The organism is Citrobacter sp. wls619, from assembly GCF_005281345.1.
Taxonomy (GTDB): domain Bacteria; phylum Pseudomonadota; class Gammaproteobacteria; order Enterobacterales; family Enterobacteriaceae; genus Citrobacter.
In genome coordinates this window covers 241,047-260,056 of the sequence record NZ_SZXJ01000098.1, presented here as the reverse complement: position 1 = coordinate 260,056, position 19,010 = coordinate 241,047, and the positions used below count along the sequence as shown (strand labels likewise).

The following is a 19,010-nucleotide window of genomic DNA, read 5'->3' as shown; positions in this document are numbered from 1 at the left end:
ACTCCTGGTTAAAGCAATAATGTGGCCGGGGCCGCTGCAGGTGAGTGCTGGTTTGGCACGTAAAAGGCAATCTCTGTGCCCGGCTCAAGACGGCGGATATGTAGCCCTTCGCCGTACAGGAGCTTAACGCGGTGATGCACATTCAACAGGCCAATTTTATTGCCCGGCATTTCATTGGACTCAACGCGTTCAATGACTTTCGGATCGATGCCATGGCCGGTATCTCTGACGGCAATGCGTACCCGATTACCACATTCCGCCACGCTGATAGTGACTACACCTTTCCCTTTACAGGGTTGGATCCCATGGACGATGGCATTCTCAACTAATGGTTGAATCAGCAGGCTGGGAATAAAACAGCTGACCTCTTCATCAATATCATAAATAACCGTCAATTTATCGCCAAAACGGGCCTGCTCAATGGCAATGTAATCCTTAATTTGATACAGCTCTTTCTTGATGTCGATCTGCTCATCATCTTTTAATTCAATATTATAGCGAAGATAGCGAGATAAATTAAAAATGAGCTGGCGTGCCGTGTCCGGGTTCAGCCGCACTGACGATGAGATCGCGTTTAGCGCGTTAAACAGAAAATGGGGATTTATTTTACTTTGTAGTGCCCGCAACTCTGCCTTATTTGCCATTTCGCGTAGCTGTTCGGCGCGGGAAACCTCAAGCTGAGTCGAGATAATTTGTGACAGACCGATAGCCATTTCCTGTAATGAAGAGGTGATCTGGTGGGCATGGCAGTAGTAGATTTTCAGCGTACCGGTGACCACACCTTTTTCCCACAACGGTATTACCAGCATGGAGTGTATTTCCGGTGTGCGATGTGCTTCATCATTGTTCTTTATGATGATTTTTCCGTAATTTATTGCCTGCTGGGTGGTAGGGCTAACGAAATCATCGTTATCACGGTAGTTCAGTTCGCCAACGCCGACATAGGCCAGAACGTGCTGGGTATTGGTGATCGCGACGGCATCTGCATGAATATCATGGCGAATAATTTCGCACACCTGGCGTAGCGACTCGCTATTGACCTGACGAAAAAGCGGCAGGGTTTTGTTGGCGATATCCAGCGCCAGTTTAGCCTGTTTTGCCGCACTGGCCTCTTTCTCTCCTTCCACGCTTTGTACCAACATGACGATAAAGCCGATACAGACGCTGCCAAGGATCATTGGGATACCGATTTTCGAGACGATATCCAGCCCCAGTTCGGTGGTGGGGGCCCAGACGACCACCAGAATCATGGTCAATGATTCGCACAGCATCCCGCCTAAAATACCGGCGCGCCAGTGTTGTGCCTTGGGGATTTTTCGGTTGATCCAACCCGCAATACAGCCAGCAAGGATACTGGTAATAAAACAGGGAAGGGCGGTAACACCTCCAATATCAATCAGATAACGGTGTGTACCCGCGATGAGTCCGGTAATGATACCGACCCATGGACCGAACAGAATTCCTCCTGACATCACGGCAATAATACGCACGTTCACCAGTGAGCCTTCTACCGGTACACCAGACCAGGTGCTGAACAGGGCAAACATGGAGAAAATGGCCGTAACGGCGAGCAGCTCTTTCACCGAGTGAGCTGACTTGTGCAACAGTTCGCGGAACAGGCGGATACGAATCAGGAAAAACAGACAGAACAGCATCAGCGCTGCCCGATCAAAGACCGCCAGCAGCATATTGAATATTTCGTGCACAGGTGACTCTTGCGAAGGGGGTAAACCTCTATGATAGGTAACCTGAGGCAGGATGACCAGCATCCCTGTCAGCACAGGCTAATGAGGAAAAACCATAATATTAAAAGGGGATTGTTGCATGATTGTTGTATTTACAATATCTCTCCAGAGAAGGCGAACTTCAACGTAATTTATTTAACAACAAAATGTTAAAAAATGGTGATTTCATGAGAGTTAGATATCCATGCATTTCCCATTTTAGAAAAGCTGTTCCTCTTTTATGCCGATAAAAAATATTTTGCTGTACCTCTCGACAGAAGGAAATTAATCAGGCTATTTTCTAAACGTGCCACCATCGTGGCAGCGTCGCTCGGACGGTCCGGGCGCTAACGTACATCTGAGGATATTATGGCTGACTCCCGCCCTGAACGTCGTTTTACGCGTATTGATCGTCTTCCCCCTTACGTTTTTAACATTACCGCTGAACTGAAGATGGCTGCGCGTCGGCGCGGCGAAGATATTATCGATTTCAGCATGGGGAATCCGGATGGCGCCACGCCTCCTCACATTGTCGAAAAACTGTGTACCGTGGCGCAGCGCCCGGATACCCACGGTTATTCAACGTCGCGTGGTATTCCTCGTTTACGTCGGGCGATTTCTCGTTGGTATCAGGAACGCTATGACGTCGAGATCGATCCTGAATCCGAAGCGATTGTAACGATTGGCTCCAAAGAGGGGCTGGCTCACCTGATGTTGGCGACATTGGATCACGGCGACACGGTCCTGGTGCCGAATCCCAGTTACCCCATCCATATTTATGGTGCGGTTATCGCCGGAGCCCAGGTGCGTTCCGTGCCGCTGGTGGAAGGGGTCGACTTCTTTAATGAACTGGAGCGTGCGATTCGCGAAAGCTATCCGAAACCGAAGATGATGATCTTAGGCTTCCCGTCCAACCCGACGGCGCAGTGTGTCGAGCTGGAGTTTTTCGAAAAGGTCGTCGCGCTGGCTAAACGCTACGATGTGCTGGTGGTTCACGACCTGGCCTATGCCGATATTGTCTACGATGGCTGGAAAGCGCCATCGATTATGCAGGTTCCGGGGGCCCGTGATGTTGCCGTTGAATTTTTCACCTTGTCGAAAAGCTATAACATGGCGGGGTGGCGCATTGGCTTTATGGTTGGCAATAAAACGCTGGTAAACGCACTGGCGCGCATTAAGAGCTATCACGATTACGGAACGTTTACACCGCTGCAGGTAGCTGCTATTGCCGCGCTGGAAGGCGATCAGCAGTGCGTACGGGATATCGCTGAGCAATATAAGCGTCGTCGCGATGTGCTGGTCAAAGGGCTGCATGAAGCGGGCTGGATGGTTGAAATGCCAAAAGCGTCGATGTACGTGTGGGCGAAAATTCCGGAGCAGTACGCCGCAATGGGGTCGCTTGAATTTGCCAAAAAATTGCTGAATGAAGCGAAGGTTTGTGTTTCGCCGGGGATTGGCTTTGGGGACTATGGTGATACACACGTGCGTTTTGCGTTGATTGAGAACCGTGACCGTACCCGCCAGGCAATCCGCGGAATCAAAGCCATGTTCCGCGCAGATGGTTTACTGCCGGCCAGCCCGAAATCAGCCACTGAAAGTACCGACTAGCAAAACCTTCACCTTACAACGCAAACAGGAGCCAAATGGCTCCTGTTTTTTTTCTGCATCTTTCAATTTAGATCATCAGGGCAAAAGTACCGGCCCACACGATGACCATAAAAGAAATGCCCATAAAGAAATATTTCACTTTTCATCTCTCCGCATACGATGAGTACGCCTAAATGAACATATGCTTACCTGACAGAGAGCTGATGCGAGCATAAACGAAAGGGAGAATACCCCGCGTTTGCTTGGCTGCATCACCTCAGAATTCTGAGCTTTAATGCTCCAGACGGCGCTAATGTACGCCTAAAAATGAGGTGAAACAAGAGGCATTTTTTTATTTAATTTTAGTAACTTACAAGTGTCGTGATTCGGCGACAGTTTAATTTCCGACGGTAATAAATTGCTATTGAGCGACGCAGTTGTTACTCAGAGAATTCTCATATCACCTTGAGGTTAATGCGGTTAATTTTCTCGCGGAATTTGATAATGAAAAGGTTAAAAATGACCAGATTAATGATGTTAGCACTTGTTCTTGCGCCATTGACGTCGATGGCGGCTGCACCACAAGCGTTCAATTTCAGCTGCGCAAGTATTGGTGGTGTGAATAGCGATGGTAACGGCAATGTATGGATTAATGGCGCAAAAGCGACCATTAAGACCTTCAATGAAAATTACTGGGAGGCGAAGAGCGGTAAAAATACCGTCTCTATTTCCAGAAAAGATGACGGAAACCCGGAAGTATCCTGGGCTGGCCCAAACCGCAAGCATGGGATTTGTCAGCCTGAAGATAATGTTGATTTCTCTCCGGCGAAAAAATCGACCCATGCTGGCCCATCGTTCTCCTGTTCTGCAGTGGAAAAGGGAAGTATGGAAGAGATTATCTGTCAGAGCCCGTCGCTTTCCGCAATGGATTTAAAATTGAACGGGGTCTACAAGCAAGCGCTGGCTAAATCGAAAAATGATCCAACGCTAAAAGCAGAGCAACGAGGCTGGATCAAAGGACGTAATGAATGCTGGAAAGAGCAGGATAAGCCCGCCTGCCTTGCCAGAGAATATAGCGAACGAATGACTGAATTACAGAACAAGTGGGGTGTTAAGTAATTCAGGCGCAGAAATAAAGAAAGGCCATTCGGCCTTTCTTTTTAGACATATAGCGAGGCTTCACCCATCGGGCGGGTTTTGAAACGACGATGGATCCAGAGATACTGCTCGGGTGCCCGCATAATCTCTTTCTCAATGATTTTGTTCATATAGGCTGCGGCCTGGTTTTCATCTTCCGGGTAACCTTCCATTTCTGGCGTGATAAACAGACGGTAACCGGAGTTATCAGATTTTCTCACCATGGTGACGGTCAGCATTTTCGCCCCCGACAAGCGTGACAGCACATAGGTGCCGTTGGTTGTCGCAACATCTTTGACGGCGAAGAATGGCGCAAATGAACTGCCTTTACGGCCATAATCCTGATCGGGTGCAAACCATACGGCTTCCCCTTTTTTCAGGGCGCCGACAATGCCGCGCAGATTATTTCTGCCGATCATGGCTTTGTTCGAGCGCATACGACCGCGGGTTTGTATCCACTCCATTAATTTGTTGTTGTGCGGGCGGTAGGTTGCCATCATTGGCTGGCAAAGACCCATCACACGGCCTCCCAGTTCCAGCGACATAAAATGCACGCCGACTACCATTACGCCACGGTTATGCGCCTGAGCGCGTTGCAGGTTGTCCAGGCCTTCAACATCAAACCATTTACGCACCCGGCGATCTGGCCAGAACCAGGCCATACCGGTTTCAAGCAATGCCATGCCGAGTGAGCGGAAGTTCTCGTCGACCAGTTTGTTCCTTTCTTCTTGTGACAGATTCGGGAAACAGAGTTCGAGATTTTTATGGGCAATGGATTCCCGGCGCTTTAAAAATGGGCGCGCCAGCGTACCTGTACGGGTGCCCAGAAAACATAAAACAGGATAAGGGAGCTGCACCAGTAACCAGAGCACACCGACACCGAACCATGTGAGCCAGTAGCGCGGATGCAAAAACGCGCGTGAAAATTTACATTGGGGGAACATAAGCACCTGTTGTTGGTACGAAAATAATGTATCGCGAAGATTCTTTGTCTACAGCGTTACTCTCTGACACTGAACAGTTAGGTCGCTATGAGCGACAATGGTTCCTGTAAAGAGTGTAAAACTGAGTCAGGACAAACCACGAGGGGTATGAATGATCGGACGCTCAATGTACACCCGAAGATTAATGTCATCCAGAAATAATTCCTCAAGTTTCGTAAATGTTTTTTGGTCGATAAAAAGCAAGAATAGGCTTATAGATAATTTGTTGTTTTTATGACGATTAAATAAAAGTCAACGGAGAATGCTCGGTTCAGAAAATGAACAGTTATTGTAGCGAAAATGTTGCTTGAATTGCGAACGGATAGGAATTGTCTTAGACTATAAAATCAAGGAAGTGTAAGGACTTACGTCGATTTTTACGGCAGACAGGAGGTAACGCTATGTTCTATTTTTGGACTTTCCTCGCATTGAGCATTCTGTGCGTTAGTTGCTATATTTGGCAGGTAATGGGCGCTGCCGCGTCAATTAGTTCTTTTTTCGGCATGGCTATCCTTACGGCATTAATTTATTTCTTTACCATGCGGTTGACTGACGGAAACGAAATGGTAACGGGACTATTTCTTTTTCTTGCCCCGACATGCGGATTGATCATTCGCTTTATGGTGGGGGATGATAAGCATTAAATCGCAGGTTCATAACTGAAAACGCAATTGTGTACCCCATTGACTGATTGTCTGGCTTCCATCTGAGCAAACTAAAGTGCCAGCATCGCTGGCACCTTTTTCTCTCTAAAGCCGATTATCTGGCAGCAGCAAGCTGCAGCTCCGTGTCCTGTTGTTGGGCATTTTTTCGTTGTTGTTCGAGTTCCAGCGCCCCGCGGTGAGACAGATAGCAGAACAGAATGCAGCAGACAATCCCGCCCATCAGCAGATAGAAACCGCCATGCCATCCCATTTTATCGACCATGAGGCCAAACAGACTGGTTCCCAGCGATGCACCAAAAATGTAGCTCATAAAACCGCGTAATCCGACCGCAGAACCGACAGCAAAGCTGGGGACGATTTCCATGGTCTGCACCGACGCCAGGAACTGAGGTACATAGATCAGGCACCCGACGATGGCGGCAAAAATAGTGACCATCAGCAGGGATTCACTTTTCCAGTAACCGATCAGGCAGACGAAGATCAGCGCCATACAAATCATGGCCAATGGCATGCGACGACCCTTAAACAGTTTATCGGTCAGCCAGCCTGCCAGCAGTGTGGAAGGAATTGCGGCCCATTCGAAAAACAGGAACGCCACACTCATTTGTTCTTTCGAGAAATGTTTTTCAGTTAACAGATAAATCGGTAACCAACTGATCATGCCAAAACGCACCATATAGACAAAAACATCTACCAATGAAACATACCAGGCGTTTTTGTTACGCAGCACGTAGGTGCAAAAAATTTGAAAGGCGCTCATGTTTTCCGGCGCCTGGGTTACGTGCCGGGCATTTAACACGACTTTTTCTTCCGGCATCATCTGTTCCAGAGCAGGCAAGCCTTCTTCGCGCGGTGAGCCTTTGCCCAACATCAGAACGATAAAAGCAAACAGCACCGCAACACAGGCTGGGACGATATAGCTGGCGCTTTGCCAGTGTTCACTGCCGAGAATAGCAAAGGCGGCGCCAACAATGGGGGCGACAATACCGCCACCGACGTTGTGAGAGATATTCCAGAATGCGCCAACGCGTCCGCGCTCTTTGCGTGGGAACCAGTTGGCGATGGTAATAAACGAGGGACCGACGCCCATTCCCTGAAACAGTCCGTTGAAGACCACCAGTGCGGCAAAAATCCAGAATCCGGTGCTGAACCCTAAGCCAACGTTGACAATGGCGCACAGGATCAGGCCGCAAGCCATAAAGACTTTCGGGCTGGCTTTGTCTGCCAGGCTGCTCATGATGCCTTTACTGATCCCATAGGCAATGAGCATACAACTGCTGAGTAAACCAATCTGTGTTGCGCTGAGATCCAGGTGTTCTTTCAGGTACGGGGTGGAGAGGGTGAAGTTATTGCGTACAATATAATACGCAAGATAACCAAGAAATACGCTAAGTAACGCCTGAATGCGGTATCGACCATAAGTCTCCTGGATTTTTTCTTCCGGGACTTTATTTGCCGATTGCCCTGTCTTAAATATTGATAACATATCATCACCTAAATTTATATTGATGTGAATATCAGGATTTTTCGCAGTGAAGAGTGAAATAGGTGGTGAAGAAATTCAAACTGAAGAAATGTGTCACTATTGACTCAATTTGCTGAAAATGTGACTAATTTTGACCCTTTTGAATTATGGTGAGGTCAGAACTATTATTCTTAATGCGTTTTTATCATCAGCATGTGCGGGTATTAACAAATTCAAACGACATTTTCAGGTATTCTTTATCTCTGTTATCGCATTCCGTCTGGTTATTTTGATAGCAGTTTTATCTTTTCCACCTGCTGTGATAAACGGGTAAGTTTTGTCTCAATATTATTTTTCGAAGATGTTGGTATTTATGAACAGGATCACAAACAGACTTTTCTGTCGGGGTAGTTTGTTGGCGCTGTCACTGTGTTTTATGTCGCTGTCGGCGACCTGCCTGGCACAGGGGAAGGAGCTGGTGATGGCGACGACGTTTTCCCCGGGGGCAACGGCCTGGATTATTCAGCGCTGGCAAACGGAGCCGGGGTCAGTGATGATCCGCACGCTAAACCGGACCAGTTCTTCTCTCGAACAACTGCTCGATACCGCGAATGCGGAAAACGTTGACCTGATTTTAACCTCTTCGCCGATGCTACTGCAGCATCTTCAGGAGCATCAGAAACTTGCTCCTTTTGATAATGCACTGCCGGAAAGCCAGCGGCTGGTGCCTGAGTCAATACGGTCGACGTCTGTAGCCGTGGCTCTCTCGGGATTTGGTCTGCTGATTAATCGTTCAGCACTGACGGCGCGACATCTGCCACCACCGACAGACTGGGGGGATTTAACGCATCCTAAATATCAAAATGCCCTGCTGATGAGTAGCCCATCGCGCTCTGATACCAATCACCTGATGGTTGAATCACTGCTGCAACAAAAAGGGTGGCAAGAAGGTTGGGCGACATTGCTGGCCAGTGCCGGAAACCTGGTGACCATCTCATCACGTAGCTTTGGTGTTGCGGACAAAATTAAGAGCGGGTTGGGCGTTGCGGGACCGGTTATTGATAACTATGCCAATCTGCTACTCAATGACCCCAATCTGACCTTTACTTACTTCCCACACTCTGCGGTCTCGCCGACCTACGTAGCCGTGCTGAAAAACAGCCCGCGTGCCAATGAAGCACAACGTTTTATCCGCTATCTATTGAGCCCGGAAGGGCAGCGGATCCTTGCCGATGCGAATACCGGTAAATATCCGGTAACGTCGCTGGCAGCAGATAACCCACGAGCAGCCCAACAGGCCATTTTGATGAAACAGCCAGCGCTTAATTACCGTCTGATCCTGAAGCGTCAACAACTGGTCCAGCGGATGTTTGATACGGCCATCAGTTTCCGCCTCGCGCAGCTTAAGGATGCCTGGCGAGCGCTGTACAGTGCGGAAGCTCGTCTGAAGCACCCGTTGCCCGAAATCAGATCGCTGTTAACCCAGGTCCCAATCGACGCCAGGAGCAGCGAAGATGAAGCCTGGCTTGCTCAATTCGATAATAAAAGTTTTGCTGAACAGCAAATGATGGAGTGGCAACTCTGGTTTCTTAAAAACCAGCGCCTGGCGATATCAAAACTGGAAGAACTACAATGAAAGGCGGTTCGCTATGGCAACGTCTTCGTCAGCTCAGTATCAGCAGCAGTTTGCGGGGGGCTTTTCTGACGGGGGCTTTACTGACGCTGAGCGTGAGCTGTGTCAGTTTGTATTCCTGGCATGAGCAAAGTTCGCAAATTCGCTATTCGCTCGATGACTATTTCCCGCGCGTGCATTCCGCTTTTTTGATTGAAGGGAATCTTAACCTGGTTGTCGATCAGCTTAATGAATTCCTGCTGGCCCCCAATACGACCGTACGGCTGCAACTGCGCAATCAGATCATCGAGCATCTGGACAAAATTGAACTGTTGAGCCGGGGATTGCAACCCACGGAACAGCAACAGCTGGCGGTGATTTTGCAGGATAGCCGGGCGCTGATGACCGAGCTGGACAGGGTGCTCTACAACATGTTCCTGGTACGCGAAAAAGTCAGCGAACTTTCTGCGCGAATTGACTGGTTACATGATGATTTCACGACAGAACTGAACTCTCTGGTGCAGGATTTCACCTGGCAGCAGGGAACGTTGTTGGATCAAATTGAAGCGAAAAATGGCGACGCGGCGTTGTACCTGAAACGCGCCAGGGAGGTGCAAAATGAGCAGCAACAGGTGTACACGCTGGCAAGAATTGAAAACCAGATCGTCGATGATTTACGCGACAGGTTGAATGAACTGAAGTCAGCTAGCGACGACGGCATGCTGGTGGAGAATCATATTCGCTATCTGGAAAATCTGAAGAAAACGGCGGATGAAAATATCCGCACCCTGGACGACTGGCCCAGCACTATCACGTTGCGACAAACCATCGACGAATTGCTGGAAATCGGGATGATGAAAAACAAAATGCCCGATACGATGCGCGATTACGTCGCGGCGCAAAAAGCGCTGGTTGATGCCAGTCATGCCAGAGAAGCTACACTTGGTCGTTTTCGAACATTGCTTGAGGCTCAGTTGGGAAGTAGTCATCAGCAAATGCAGATGTTTAACCAGCGGCTGGAGCAGATTGTTCGCGTCAGCGGCGGGCTTATTCTGCTGGCGACGCTGTTGGCGCTGCTTCTTGCCTGGGGACTCAACCACTACTTTATCCGTTCACGATTGGTGAAGCGTTTTACCGCACTCAACCAGGCCGTGGTGCAAATTGGTCTTGGCAGAACCGATGCCTCGATCCCGGTTTATGGTCGTGATGAGCTAGGGCGCATTGCGGGGTTACTGCGCCATACGCTGGGTCAGCTCAATACGCAAAAAAGTCAGCTCGAGCAGGAAGTGGCAGAGCGTAAGGAGATTGAAGCCGATCTGCGAGCGACCCAGGGCGAATTGATTCAGACGGCGAAACTGGCGGTGGTTGGACAGACCATGACCACGCTGGCCCACGAAATCAATCAACCACTGAATGCATTGTCGATGTATCTGTTTACTGCGGGCAGGGCAATTGAACAGGAGCAGTTGGCGCAGGCCAGAAGCACGTTAACCAAAGCTGAAGGACTCATTACCCGTATCGATGCCATTATTCGCTCATTACGGCAGTTTGCGCGCCGGGCCGAGCCGGGGGCACCACTGCATCCGGTCGATTTACGACAAACCTTCAGCGCGGCCTGGGAGCTATTGTCTATGCGGCATAAACCGCAGCAGGGTACGCTTTCGCTGCCGGTTGAGCGCGTGTGGGTTACGGGCGATGAAGTGAGAATTCAGCAAGTCCTGGTCAACATACTGGCAAATGCGCTGGATGCCTGTCCGGTTGCTGCGAAGATTGACGTTCACTGGCAGGTCGAGGGCAGCACGGTGTGTGTCTTTGTCAGCGATAATGGCCCCGGCTGGCCTGCTGCACTGCTACCGTCGCTATTAAAACCGTTTACCACCAGTAAAGATGTTGGTCTCGGTATTGGGCTATCAATTTGTGTCTCGTTAATGACGCAGATGAACGGCGAGCTACGCCTGGCGTCAACGCTGGGGCGCAATGCCTGCGTGGTACTGCAATTCAACCTGACGGATGTAGAAGATGTTGAGTGATGAATATTCTGTTCTGCTGATTGATGATGATGCCGATGTCCTTGATGCTTACACCTTGTTGCTCGAGCAGGCAGGCTATCGGGTATGCGCGTGCAATAACCCCTATGATGCCCGAAACTGGCTACAGGCTGACTGGCCCGGTATCGTTCTGAGTGACGTGTGTATGCCCGGCTGCAACGGTATCGAACTGATGGCTCTTTTTCATCAGGATGACAACCAGCTGCCGATCCTGCTGATTACCGGACATGGTGATGTGCCGATGGCGGTGGATGCGGTGAAAAAAGGGGCATGGGATTTTCTGCAAAAGCCGGTCGATCCCGGCAAGCTGCTGTTGCAGGTTGCAGAGGCGTTGCAACAGCGAAAATCTGTGATTGCCCGTCGTCATTACTGCCAACAAAAGCTGCAGGTTGAGCTGGTGGGCTACAGCGACTGGATAAATCAGTACCGTCAACGCCTGCAGCAACTGGCAGAAACGGATCTTGCCGTCTGGTTTTATGGGGAGCCGGGGACGGGACGCATGACGGGAGCCCGTTATCTGCATCAGTTGGGACGTAGCGCCCCGGGGCCGTTTATCCGCGCAGAGCTCACCGCCGGGAACACCGATCAGCTCGGTGAGCTGATCGCCCAGGCGCAAGGCGGGACGCTGGTATTAAGCCATATCGCGTGTTTGACGCGCGAGCAACAGCACCAGTTGGTTCACCTGCAAAGCCAGGAGCGACGTCCTTTTCGGTTAATTGGTATTGGCACGACATCGCTGGTGGAGCTGGCGGCAACAAACCAGATCGTGGCCGAACTGTATTACTGTTTCGCCATGACGCAAATCGCCTGCCAGCCGCTATCCCTGCGCCCGGACGATATTGAGCCGCTATTTCGCCATTACCTGCAAAAAGCCTGTCTGCGTCTGAACCACCCCATTCCGCAGGTCGACGGAGAATTGCTGAAAGGGATGCGACGTCGTGTGTGGTTGAGTAATGTGCGAGAGCTGGCAAACGCCGCAGAGCTTTTTGCCGTTGGGTTGCTGCCATTGGCGGAAACCGCCAATCCGCAGTTGCATATGCCGGAACCAACACCGTTGGATCGTCGGGTTGAAGAGTATGAGCGGCAAATCATTACCGAAGCGCTAAATATTCATCAAGGGCGTATTAATGAAGTGGCAGAATATCTGCAAATTCCGCGCAAAAAACTGTATTTGCGGATGAGAAAATACGGGCTAAGTAAAGAGCATTATAAGTTCTAGAGAGAGGAGGGCGGTTATGATAAGGGTAATTGAATGAACATCTGAGTCGTCACCTCATTATTAGAAAAAATGCCGGACTTATTATCCGGCATTTTTCGCTTACCACATTAAATCGTCAGGTACGACGAAGTCAGCATACGGATCGTCTTCGTCTTTCGCTTCCTGGCTCAGCTCACAATTTAAGACGATGTAGCTGTCGTCACGTTGTGCAATTTTATCGGCAACGACGGCCGGGATAATAGCATATTCGCTGTCACGGTCGCTTTCGGCGGTCAGCCGGGCAATAGCCAGACGCCCTTTAATCAATTGCGCCTGTGTCACCTTATCTACGTAGATTTTTTTAATCAGATTATTATCGGTGAAGTTATACCCAATATCACCTTTGGAAAGGGTGATTTTGTTCATTTCAATAAGCTGCTTAATCTGCGCTTTGTATTCTTTCGACAGCGTCGCTTGTTTATGTTGATCGCTTAACTGCTTATCCCGTTCAATTTGTGCTTTTTTATTCTCTTCAACCGCTTCTCTGGCTTCACGGGCCTGCACGCGCGATTTTTTCGCCGTTCTCTGTACTTTCGCCATTTTTTTGCTGGAGACTAAGCCAGCTTTCAGCATCTGCTCTTGTAGGGTGAGTTTTGTCATTTTTGCGTCTGATCCAATAAAATCGTTGTCAGGATTATAACCTTAACGTCCAATGGGATGCCAGAATACGGGGTTTGCCAAATCGGTCTGGCTCCTGTCTGGCATCGCGAAATGCTCAGGCGCTAAACGGCATATCTCCGGGCTGAACATGCTGATACCAGGCCATCAGCTCAGTCGTGCCGGGTTCGCCCTCGGCAGGCGCCCAGGCCGCAACGTCTTGTTTGGCCACGGGTTGATAACCACCGTGTTTAACTTCAAAAATAACGCCCCCCTTATCCAGGGACAAGACGGCGTGCCAGGTACCGGCATCCATCTCCAGCGCCATACAGTCCTCTCCTAACACAACACGGCGCGTGACGACGCCAGCCTCATCAAAATTCAATACCACAAAGCGTCCGCTGAGAGGTAATAACAGCTCAAAGGTATGTGGGTGGCGATGAGGACGGACATAGGTTCCGGGTTCCATCGCAATCGCCAGACGCTGAACGGGATCGCTTAGTTGCGGATGAAAATTACGATGTGCGCGCAAGCGAGGAGAATGGGCTGCCGCTTCACTTTGTTGTTGCAGATCGCTGAAGGTTATTTGTTTCATGTTAGCCGCCAGAAAGGAGTCCAGTGTCAGTCAGTCTGTTTGGATTGTGCAAAGCAGTGTATGTGAAGGCGATATTGGTAGGGAAGGCATTCATACCCAATAATCATAACAGACTATAATTTGCCAGCCGTACTGAAAACGGTAACAACTTACCCTGAGGGCTATCCTATGGAAACCTATTTGCAAACCGTGAAGGACGAGTGGGTACAGTTGATTAATGAGACGGACCCATACGTCCATCAGCTTGCAGCACAACTGGCACACGTTCATGCGCCGGTGCTGATCGCAGAGTTTTACCGCGTTGTATTGGCCGACCCTAATGCCGCTGAGTTTTTAACCACCGAGCAGGTGGAAAGGCAGCTACAAGAAGCATTACGTCGTTGGCTTATCGATGTGCTTTCCTGCCAGGTCGAACAGGTTGAAGAACAGATGCGCGCCCAGCAGCGTGCCGCGGATGTTCACGCTCGTATCGGGATCTCTGTTGATCTGGTTGAAATGGGCTTCAGAGTACTAAAAAAATTACTGCTGCCGCTGATTAATACCAGCCCGCACACCTCTGAAATCAAACTCAACATTTACCACTACGCCATCAACAGTATCGATCTGGCGATGGAGGTTATGTCACGAGCGTATGTCTTCAGTGAGAATAATGCGGCTAAAGAGGACGAAAACTATCGCATCTTCTCACTGATGGAGAACGCAGAAGAGGAAAAGGAACGGCAGACTAACGCGTTACTGACGTGGGAAATGACGCTGCTTTATAAAGTCATGTTTGACTCCAGCATCGGGAATAGCAGCCCGCTTGGTCAATCCGATTTCGGATTGTGGTTTAGCCATAAGGGACGTCACTACTTCAGTGGGATTGCTGAGGCAGGACATATATCCCGACTGATCCAGGATTTTGATGACATCTTTAAAGATATTCGCATCTCTGACGATGCCCTCGCCAGTAAACCGCGGCGGGTTAAGTTTTTGCAGCAAACACGGAACATACTCTCGCAAATCGTCACTTTACTGCGCGAACTGTTTGATGAAGTCTCGCGACATGAGGTGGGGATGGACGTGTTGACGCGCTTGCTGAACCGTCGTTTTCTGCCAACCATTTTTAAACGCGAAATCATTCACGCCAGTCGGAGTGGGATACCTCTTTCGACGCTGCTGATTGATGTCGACAAATTTAAGCAGATCAACGATACGTGGGGACATAACACCGGAGATGAGATCCTGCGTAAAGTTGCCGGTGCGTTTTATGACAATGTGCGTACCTGCGACTATGTTTTTCGCTATGGCGGCGATGAGTTCCTCATCATCCTGACCGAAATCACCGTGGCAGACACTCTGCGCATTGCGGAGCGGATCCGCAAAGGCGTGGAGAGAATTAAGGTGAACTCTCCGACAGGCGAACCCATTTTACTTTCTCTTTCAATCGGTGCAGCGATGTTTAATGGACATCCCGATTATGAGCGCCTTATCCAGGCGGCTGATGAAGCGCTATATGGCGCAAAACGCCGGGGGAGAAACTGTGTGGAGCTATGGCAAGTACCGTGATGGTGAAATAAATCGCAGCGTTGCGTGATAGATGTGATGGTGTCCCCTGCATACATCGAATTTGCATAGCAGGGGATTGTATAGAAAGGGAAATTTCAGAAGTGTATTTTATTTTACCCGCAATTTTACCCATCGAGGCGGCTTAAGAGCTTTTGTTTGAACTCGCAGTGTTCACTATATAGCCATCTGGCGCGGCCGTGGATGAGTTTGCTTTTTGGCAGGATGCCGTCTTTGATGCGGTCATAGATGAAGGTCTTTCCGAAACCAGTATCTGCCATGATGAATTTCAGATCAACCAGTGAATCGGGCTGTAATTGGTGTTGCATGGGTTTCATCTCCGGTTTGGAAATCGAACCTGGAAGCCAGGCAAAAAGAACCCGACACTATGGCCGGGTGCAGAGTTGTTTATCTGACTTCGATATCAGGAATAATTACTGATGGTTTGAATGTCACACGGTAGTGATTGACGCTGGCGTTTGTTCCGCTCAAATCCTCCATAAACCATGTGACGTTATCTGACAGGCCAAGCATGTGCTTTTTGTATACACCCGGACCAGTTTTGCAAATTACTCCCAGCGTCCGATCGGTGCTGGTATTGTCTTTCGAGCATAAGCCGGTAATTTCCAGCATGAATTCGCCGGTGATGCCGTTATAGAAGACAAAGCGGCGCTGAGATTCAAAGTTATCTGCAGCCTTGCTAACGTTACGACTGGCTACGTCAGCATCATTGACATCACATGCCGAAAGCGCCAGAACGCCCAGCAATAGCAATCCTTTCTTCATTGGTTCACCTGTAAAAGAATGCCCTCACACTGGAGGGCAAATGGGGGATAACGTGGCAGTGCTTCGCACCCAATAGCCAGCTCATAACTGGCTATCAGTTGCGTTATCATCAATCGAGTGCGATATAACCCTCTTCTGGATATTCGGTAAAACAAGCTCTCAGACCCGTGTAGTCCTCTTCATCACCATTACCAATGATTCCTCCTGTATCGATACTTAGTTCTGTTTCTTCATCAATATGAGATTCAGCAGGGTTTGCGCAATGCAGACCAGCAAAGCAAGCCAGTTCGTAAATATTTTTAATCGTTAAGTTCATAATCTCTCCTCATGCCGCCCGCATAGCTCGCAGCTTCTTCAAATGTGCCGCCGTCTCAAGGTCATCCCATATCTGCTTTAGCTCCGCAGCCTCCACCCATTCAAAGTCCGATTGAAACCGCATCATGCTGGCTATGCAGTTATGACCGTTTCGCTGGTAGTGGACTGTGTCGGAGGTGGTGCGGGTTATCTTGCAAGGGGTGCCGCTCATGTCGACGTAATACGTATTAGGCTGGATTATCCTGAACATTAGGCACCACCTTAAATTCGATTACCCAGACCCAGGGGTTGTGCTTGAAACTTTGCTCTGGGTAAATGCCATCCCACAACTGGCGGAACCACAGCCATTTATCCGTACGCCCTCCATACGGTGACGGATCTGCTGGGTACCCCTCTTCTCCTGCATCTTCATCGCTGACACTGGCAAGCTTTTCCACGCGCACATCGGTAATCTCCAGCAAAATACGGCTGGCCCAGCGCGGCATGTGGATTGATGGCGTCCAGCGTATTTCCTCTGCCGGCGGCACGTTCTCGTAATGTGAAGGAACATGCGCAGGGTAGTTCGCCCGGTATAACTGCAGTTCTGGTGCCCCGGCACCTGCTTCCGCCCACGTTTCCCGCACCCAGATCCGATCGCCCGCAGCACCGAACGGGCAGCAGTGCTCTTGAAAGAAAAGATGGCAGTCTGCAATAGGTGAATTTCCTGGGACAAGGTCAGATATGTGCACCATGCTCTCTAATTTTTTCGAGGGGAACCAAAAATCCCCAGATCGTGATTTCGATGGCTCCGGCTGAATTTTCATAATCCGGCGCGTCTGCGTCTTCCGCCCGTCAAGAATGGCGCGCACCATCTCGCCGTTAAAAATCATTCCGCGCTCTTTCATCACATCCTCCCAATCTTCTTACGCAATTCCATATTGCTCTGGCATTCGACGCACATCGTGCATCCCGGATACGCTTTCCGGCGAGCCTCCGGTAACTCCTCATCGCACTCCTCACAGTGCGTTGCTGATACTGCTGAGTGGTTGAGTCTGTGAGCCTGAATAGCATGGTCGCGCATCATCTCTTCGAGAGCGCTGGCCTGATCGATGATTTCTGATGTCATAGTCCAACAGCCTTACCCAGCCTCTCGCTGAGTTCATAGATATGGTCGCGTAATTCAGTGAGTGTCTGCGCTTCGGATTCCAGAATCTCTTTGTGCATTAATTCACGCACCAGATGCTCAAACTTGCTGTAGTAACCAAGGCGAGAAAGCACTTCCTGTCCGGCGTTTTTACCTTCCTTGGAAATCTTTTTCTCGTTAAGAATAAGGTCATGCGCAGACCCGGTGACGACGTACTTATCGCCAAGTTCAATTCGTAATTTTTCACTCATAATCAGTGCTCCATGAACTGTTGGTTAATTCGGTTGAAGGTGAACGCGAGAAAATAAAAAGGCCGCATTAGCGACCTTGTGATTCGTTTGGTTAGCGTCATGCTGCGTCCTCAATCCGGTTTAAGTAAGGAGAATGCTGCCGCTGCCACTCGCGGAATTTGTCCATTGCCAAGGGCTTTAATTCTGTCCACCCCAAAGGCCACATCATCAGCCACTCTGCGTAGTTTGGGCAGATGTTCAGGCCAGGCGTTTCCTCCCCGCCATCCTGCAAATGCTTCCATGCTAACCAGTCCTCCAGGTTGTGACGGTGCTCCCCGGTTCTCGCTCTGCACCATGCTATCCCATGACTTCCCATGCTTGCCCTTGGTGTAGGCTGCAATCCAGATACGGTCACGTTGATGGGGCGCTCCAATGTCTGATGCTGATAAACAACACCATTCCGAATCAAACCCCATTTTGGCAAGGTCACTAATGACCATTGCAAGTCCTCTTCCCACAAGCAAAGGTGAGTTTTCCACGAACACGAATCTAGGTCGTACCTCACCGATGATTCTTGCCATTTGTCGCCAAAGTCCAGATCGACTTCCGTCGATGCCTGCTCCTTTCCCTGCTCCCGATATGTCCTGGCATGGAAACCCGCCAGAAACGACATCAACAATTCCACGCCACGGTTTTCCGTCAAAACTGCACACGTCAGACCAAATCGGGAAAGGTCGGAGAATTCCATCATTTTGTCGTTGCGCGAGAACTTGTGCGGCGTAGGCATCACGTTCAACTGCGCAAACTGTTCGCCAGCGAAGGAGGTGTCCACCGAGTATTCCTCCGCCAGCGCCTGCGAAAAGAGCCAACTCATTCACATTTCCTCCCGTTCAGGATTTCTCGCATCCCATCCATTCCGCTCAATATTCACCTGCAGCCGCTTATCTCCGACCTCTTCGATACTCCGACCGGTAATCTCTGCTACTTCTGCGTTGGTGTAGCGCATGAGGATCGCTAACTCTTCCGTTGACCATTCACGCATAGTTAATCCTCCGGAGCGGGCCAGTGCGTCACGCTTGCTTCTGACTGAGTAAATGGATCGACCGGTTGCAGTGGCAATCTCTTCCTCTGAGAACCGGCCAAAGAGATGAAGCTCGGCTGCCGTCCATGGTCTGCCGGTCATCTTGCTGATGAGTGGTGCTCCTATACGTGATGCCTGGCGAGTGATTGCCGATTCGGAACGCTCAAGCTTTTCTGCGATAACCTGAATCGGCATTGTTCTGCCAACTTCATGCAGGAACAGATTTTCCCACGGTTGCCAAAGTTCGCTCATGGAAAGC

Annotated in this window: 22 protein-coding genes; 7 read left to right on the top strand and 15 right to left on the bottom strand. The window is 49.8% G+C overall.

What is annotated here, in order from left to right; genetic code table 11:
* Nucleotides 1–8 precede the first annotated feature (8 nt).
* A complete protein-coding gene (locus FDX19_RS21190) occupies nucleotides 9–1,706 on the bottom strand; it encodes a sensor histidine kinase (protein WP_137384256.1) in 1,698 nt (565 codons plus the stop codon).
* Nucleotides 1,707–2,093: 387 nt separating this feature from the next.
* Between FDX19_RS21190 and alaC the strand changes: the two genes are divergently transcribed.
* Nucleotides 2,094–3,332: an alanine transaminase gene (gene alaC / locus FDX19_RS21185; RefSeq protein WP_137384255.1), complete on the top strand. Its 1,239-nt coding sequence runs from the start codon at nucleotides 2,094–2,096 to the stop codon at nucleotides 3,330–3,332.
* 67 nt (nucleotides 3,333–3,399) lie between these two features.
* Here alaC and ypdK read toward each other — a convergent pair whose 3' ends face one another.
* The gene (gene ypdK / locus FDX19_RS21180; RefSeq protein ID WP_010723117.1) at nucleotides 3,400–3,471 is read right to left on the bottom strand and encodes a membrane protein YpdK; all 72 of its coding nucleotides are present in this window, start codon (nucleotides 3,469–3,471) and stop codon (nucleotides 3,400–3,402) included.
* A gap of 344 nt (nucleotides 3,472–3,815) precedes the next feature.
* On the opposite strand from ypdK, the gene FDX19_RS21175 reads away from it, so the two are divergent.
* Complete coding sequence (locus FDX19_RS21175; protein WP_137384254.1) at nucleotides 3,816–4,430, top strand: lysozyme inhibitor LprI family protein; 615 nt, start codon at nucleotides 3,816–3,818, stop codon at nucleotides 4,428–4,430.
* 41 nt (nucleotides 4,431–4,471) lie between these two features.
* On the opposite strand, the gene lpxP is transcribed toward FDX19_RS21175, so the two are convergent.
* A complete protein-coding gene (gene lpxP / locus FDX19_RS21170; protein WP_005129779.1) occupies nucleotides 4,472–5,392 on the bottom strand; it encodes a kdo(2)-lipid IV(A) palmitoleoyltransferase in 921 nt (306 codons plus the stop codon).
* A 440-nt stretch (nucleotides 5,393–5,832) separates the two neighbouring features.
* Here lpxP and FDX19_RS21165 point away from each other — a divergent pair, with 440 nt between their 5' ends.
* On the top strand, nucleotides 5,833–6,075 hold the full coding sequence (locus FDX19_RS21165; RefSeq protein ID WP_137384253.1) for a YfdY family protein: 243 nt from the start codon (nucleotides 5,833–5,835) through the stop codon (nucleotides 6,073–6,075).
* A 115-nt stretch (nucleotides 6,076–6,190) separates the two neighbouring features.
* Here FDX19_RS21165 and pgtP read toward each other — a convergent pair whose 3' ends face one another.
* Nucleotides 6,191–7,582 (bottom strand): phosphoglycerate transporter PgtP, encoded by a 1,392-nt coding sequence (gene pgtP / locus FDX19_RS21160; protein ID WP_137384252.1) that lies wholly within the window; start codon nucleotides 7,580–7,582, stop codon nucleotides 6,191–6,193.
* 415 nt (nucleotides 7,583–7,997) lie between these two features.
* On the opposite strand from pgtP, the gene pgtC reads away from it, so the two are divergent.
* The 3 genes from pgtC to pgtA are packed head-to-tail and all read left to right on the top strand — an operon-like array spanning nucleotide 7,998 to nucleotide 12,440.
* Entirely contained in the window at nucleotides 7,998–9,197 is a 1,200-nt protein-coding gene (gene pgtC / locus FDX19_RS21155; protein ID WP_137384278.1) for a phosphoglycerate transport regulator PgtC, read from the top strand.
* Complete coding sequence (gene pgtB / locus FDX19_RS21150; protein WP_137384251.1) at nucleotides 9,194–11,203, top strand: two-component system sensor histidine kinase PgtB; 2,010 nt, start codon at nucleotides 9,194–9,196, stop codon at nucleotides 11,201–11,203. Before pgtC ends, pgtB begins: the two co-directional genes overlap by 4 nt.
* On the top strand, nucleotides 11,193–12,440 hold the full coding sequence (pgtA, locus tag FDX19_RS21145) for a two-component system response regulator PgtA (RefSeq protein WP_137384250.1): 1,248 nt from the start codon (nucleotides 11,193–11,195) through the stop codon (nucleotides 12,438–12,440). The genes pgtB and pgtA overlap by 11 nt, the downstream gene beginning before the upstream one ends.
* A 99-nt stretch (nucleotides 12,441–12,539) precedes the next feature.
* On the opposite strand, the gene FDX19_RS21140 is transcribed toward pgtA, so the two are convergent.
* On the bottom strand, nucleotides 12,540–13,079 hold the full coding sequence (locus FDX19_RS21140; RefSeq protein WP_137384249.1) for a DUF2058 domain-containing protein: 540 nt from the start codon (nucleotides 13,077–13,079) through the stop codon (nucleotides 12,540–12,542).
* Nucleotides 13,080–13,194: 115 nt separating this feature from the next.
* Nucleotides 13,195–13,671, bottom strand: a complete 477-nt coding sequence (locus FDX19_RS21135; protein ID WP_137384248.1) for a WbuC family cupin fold metalloprotein — start codon at nucleotides 13,669–13,671, stop codon at nucleotides 13,195–13,197.
* A gap of 168 nt (nucleotides 13,672–13,839) precedes the next feature.
* On the opposite strand from FDX19_RS21135, the gene FDX19_RS21130 reads away from it, so the two are divergent.
* Nucleotides 13,840–15,219, top strand: coding sequence for a diguanylate cyclase (locus FDX19_RS21130; protein ID WP_137384247.1), 1,380 nt, complete (start codon nucleotides 13,840–13,842; stop codon nucleotides 15,217–15,219).
* Between the two features lie 125 nt (nucleotides 15,220–15,344).
* Here the strand turns inward: FDX19_RS21130 and FDX19_RS21125 are convergent, their stop codons facing one another.
* The 9 genes from FDX19_RS21125 to FDX19_RS25555 form a co-directional block, all read right to left on the bottom strand.
* Nucleotides 15,345–15,545: an AlpA family transcriptional regulator gene (locus FDX19_RS21125; protein ID WP_137384246.1), complete on the bottom strand. Its 201-nt coding sequence runs from the start codon at nucleotides 15,543–15,545 to the stop codon at nucleotides 15,345–15,347.
* Between the two features lie 79 nt (nucleotides 15,546–15,624).
* A complete protein-coding gene (locus FDX19_RS21120; RefSeq protein WP_137384245.1) occupies nucleotides 15,625–16,002 on the bottom strand; it encodes a hypothetical protein in 378 nt (125 codons plus the stop codon).
* A 109-nt stretch (nucleotides 16,003–16,111) separates the two neighbouring features.
* Nucleotides 16,112–16,318: a hypothetical protein gene (locus tag FDX19_RS21115; protein WP_137384244.1), complete on the bottom strand. Its 207-nt coding sequence runs from the start codon at nucleotides 16,316–16,318 to the stop codon at nucleotides 16,112–16,114.
* Between the two features lie 9 nt (nucleotides 16,319–16,327).
* Entirely contained in the window at nucleotides 16,328–16,567 is a 240-nt protein-coding gene (locus tag FDX19_RS21110) for a DUF4222 domain-containing protein (protein ID WP_137384243.1), read from the bottom strand.
* On the bottom strand, nucleotides 16,545–17,201 hold the full coding sequence (locus FDX19_RS21105; RefSeq protein ID WP_137384242.1) for a hypothetical protein: 657 nt from the start codon (nucleotides 17,199–17,201) through the stop codon (nucleotides 16,545–16,547). The genes FDX19_RS21110 and FDX19_RS21105 overlap by 23 nt, the downstream gene beginning before the upstream one ends.
* Complete coding sequence (locus FDX19_RS21100) at nucleotides 17,201–17,422, bottom strand: TraR/DksA family transcriptional regulator (RefSeq protein WP_137384241.1); 222 nt, start codon at nucleotides 17,420–17,422, stop codon at nucleotides 17,201–17,203. Before FDX19_RS21100 ends, FDX19_RS21105 begins: the two co-directional genes overlap by 1 nt.
* Nucleotides 17,419–17,691: a DUF5405 family protein gene (locus tag FDX19_RS21095; protein WP_137384240.1), complete on the bottom strand. Its 273-nt coding sequence runs from the start codon at nucleotides 17,689–17,691 to the stop codon at nucleotides 17,419–17,421. Before FDX19_RS21095 ends, FDX19_RS21100 begins: the two co-directional genes overlap by 4 nt.
* Before the next feature lie 110 nt (nucleotides 17,692–17,801).
* Nucleotides 17,802–18,548, bottom strand: coding sequence for a DNA cytosine methyltransferase (locus tag FDX19_RS21090; protein WP_137384239.1), 747 nt, complete (start codon nucleotides 18,546–18,548; stop codon nucleotides 17,802–17,804).
* Nucleotides 18,545–19,003, bottom strand: coding sequence for a hypothetical protein (locus FDX19_RS25555; protein ID WP_249357588.1), 459 nt, complete (start codon nucleotides 19,001–19,003; stop codon nucleotides 18,545–18,547). Before FDX19_RS25555 ends, FDX19_RS21090 begins: the two co-directional genes overlap by 4 nt.
* Nucleotides 19,004–19,010: the final 7 nt, after the last annotated feature.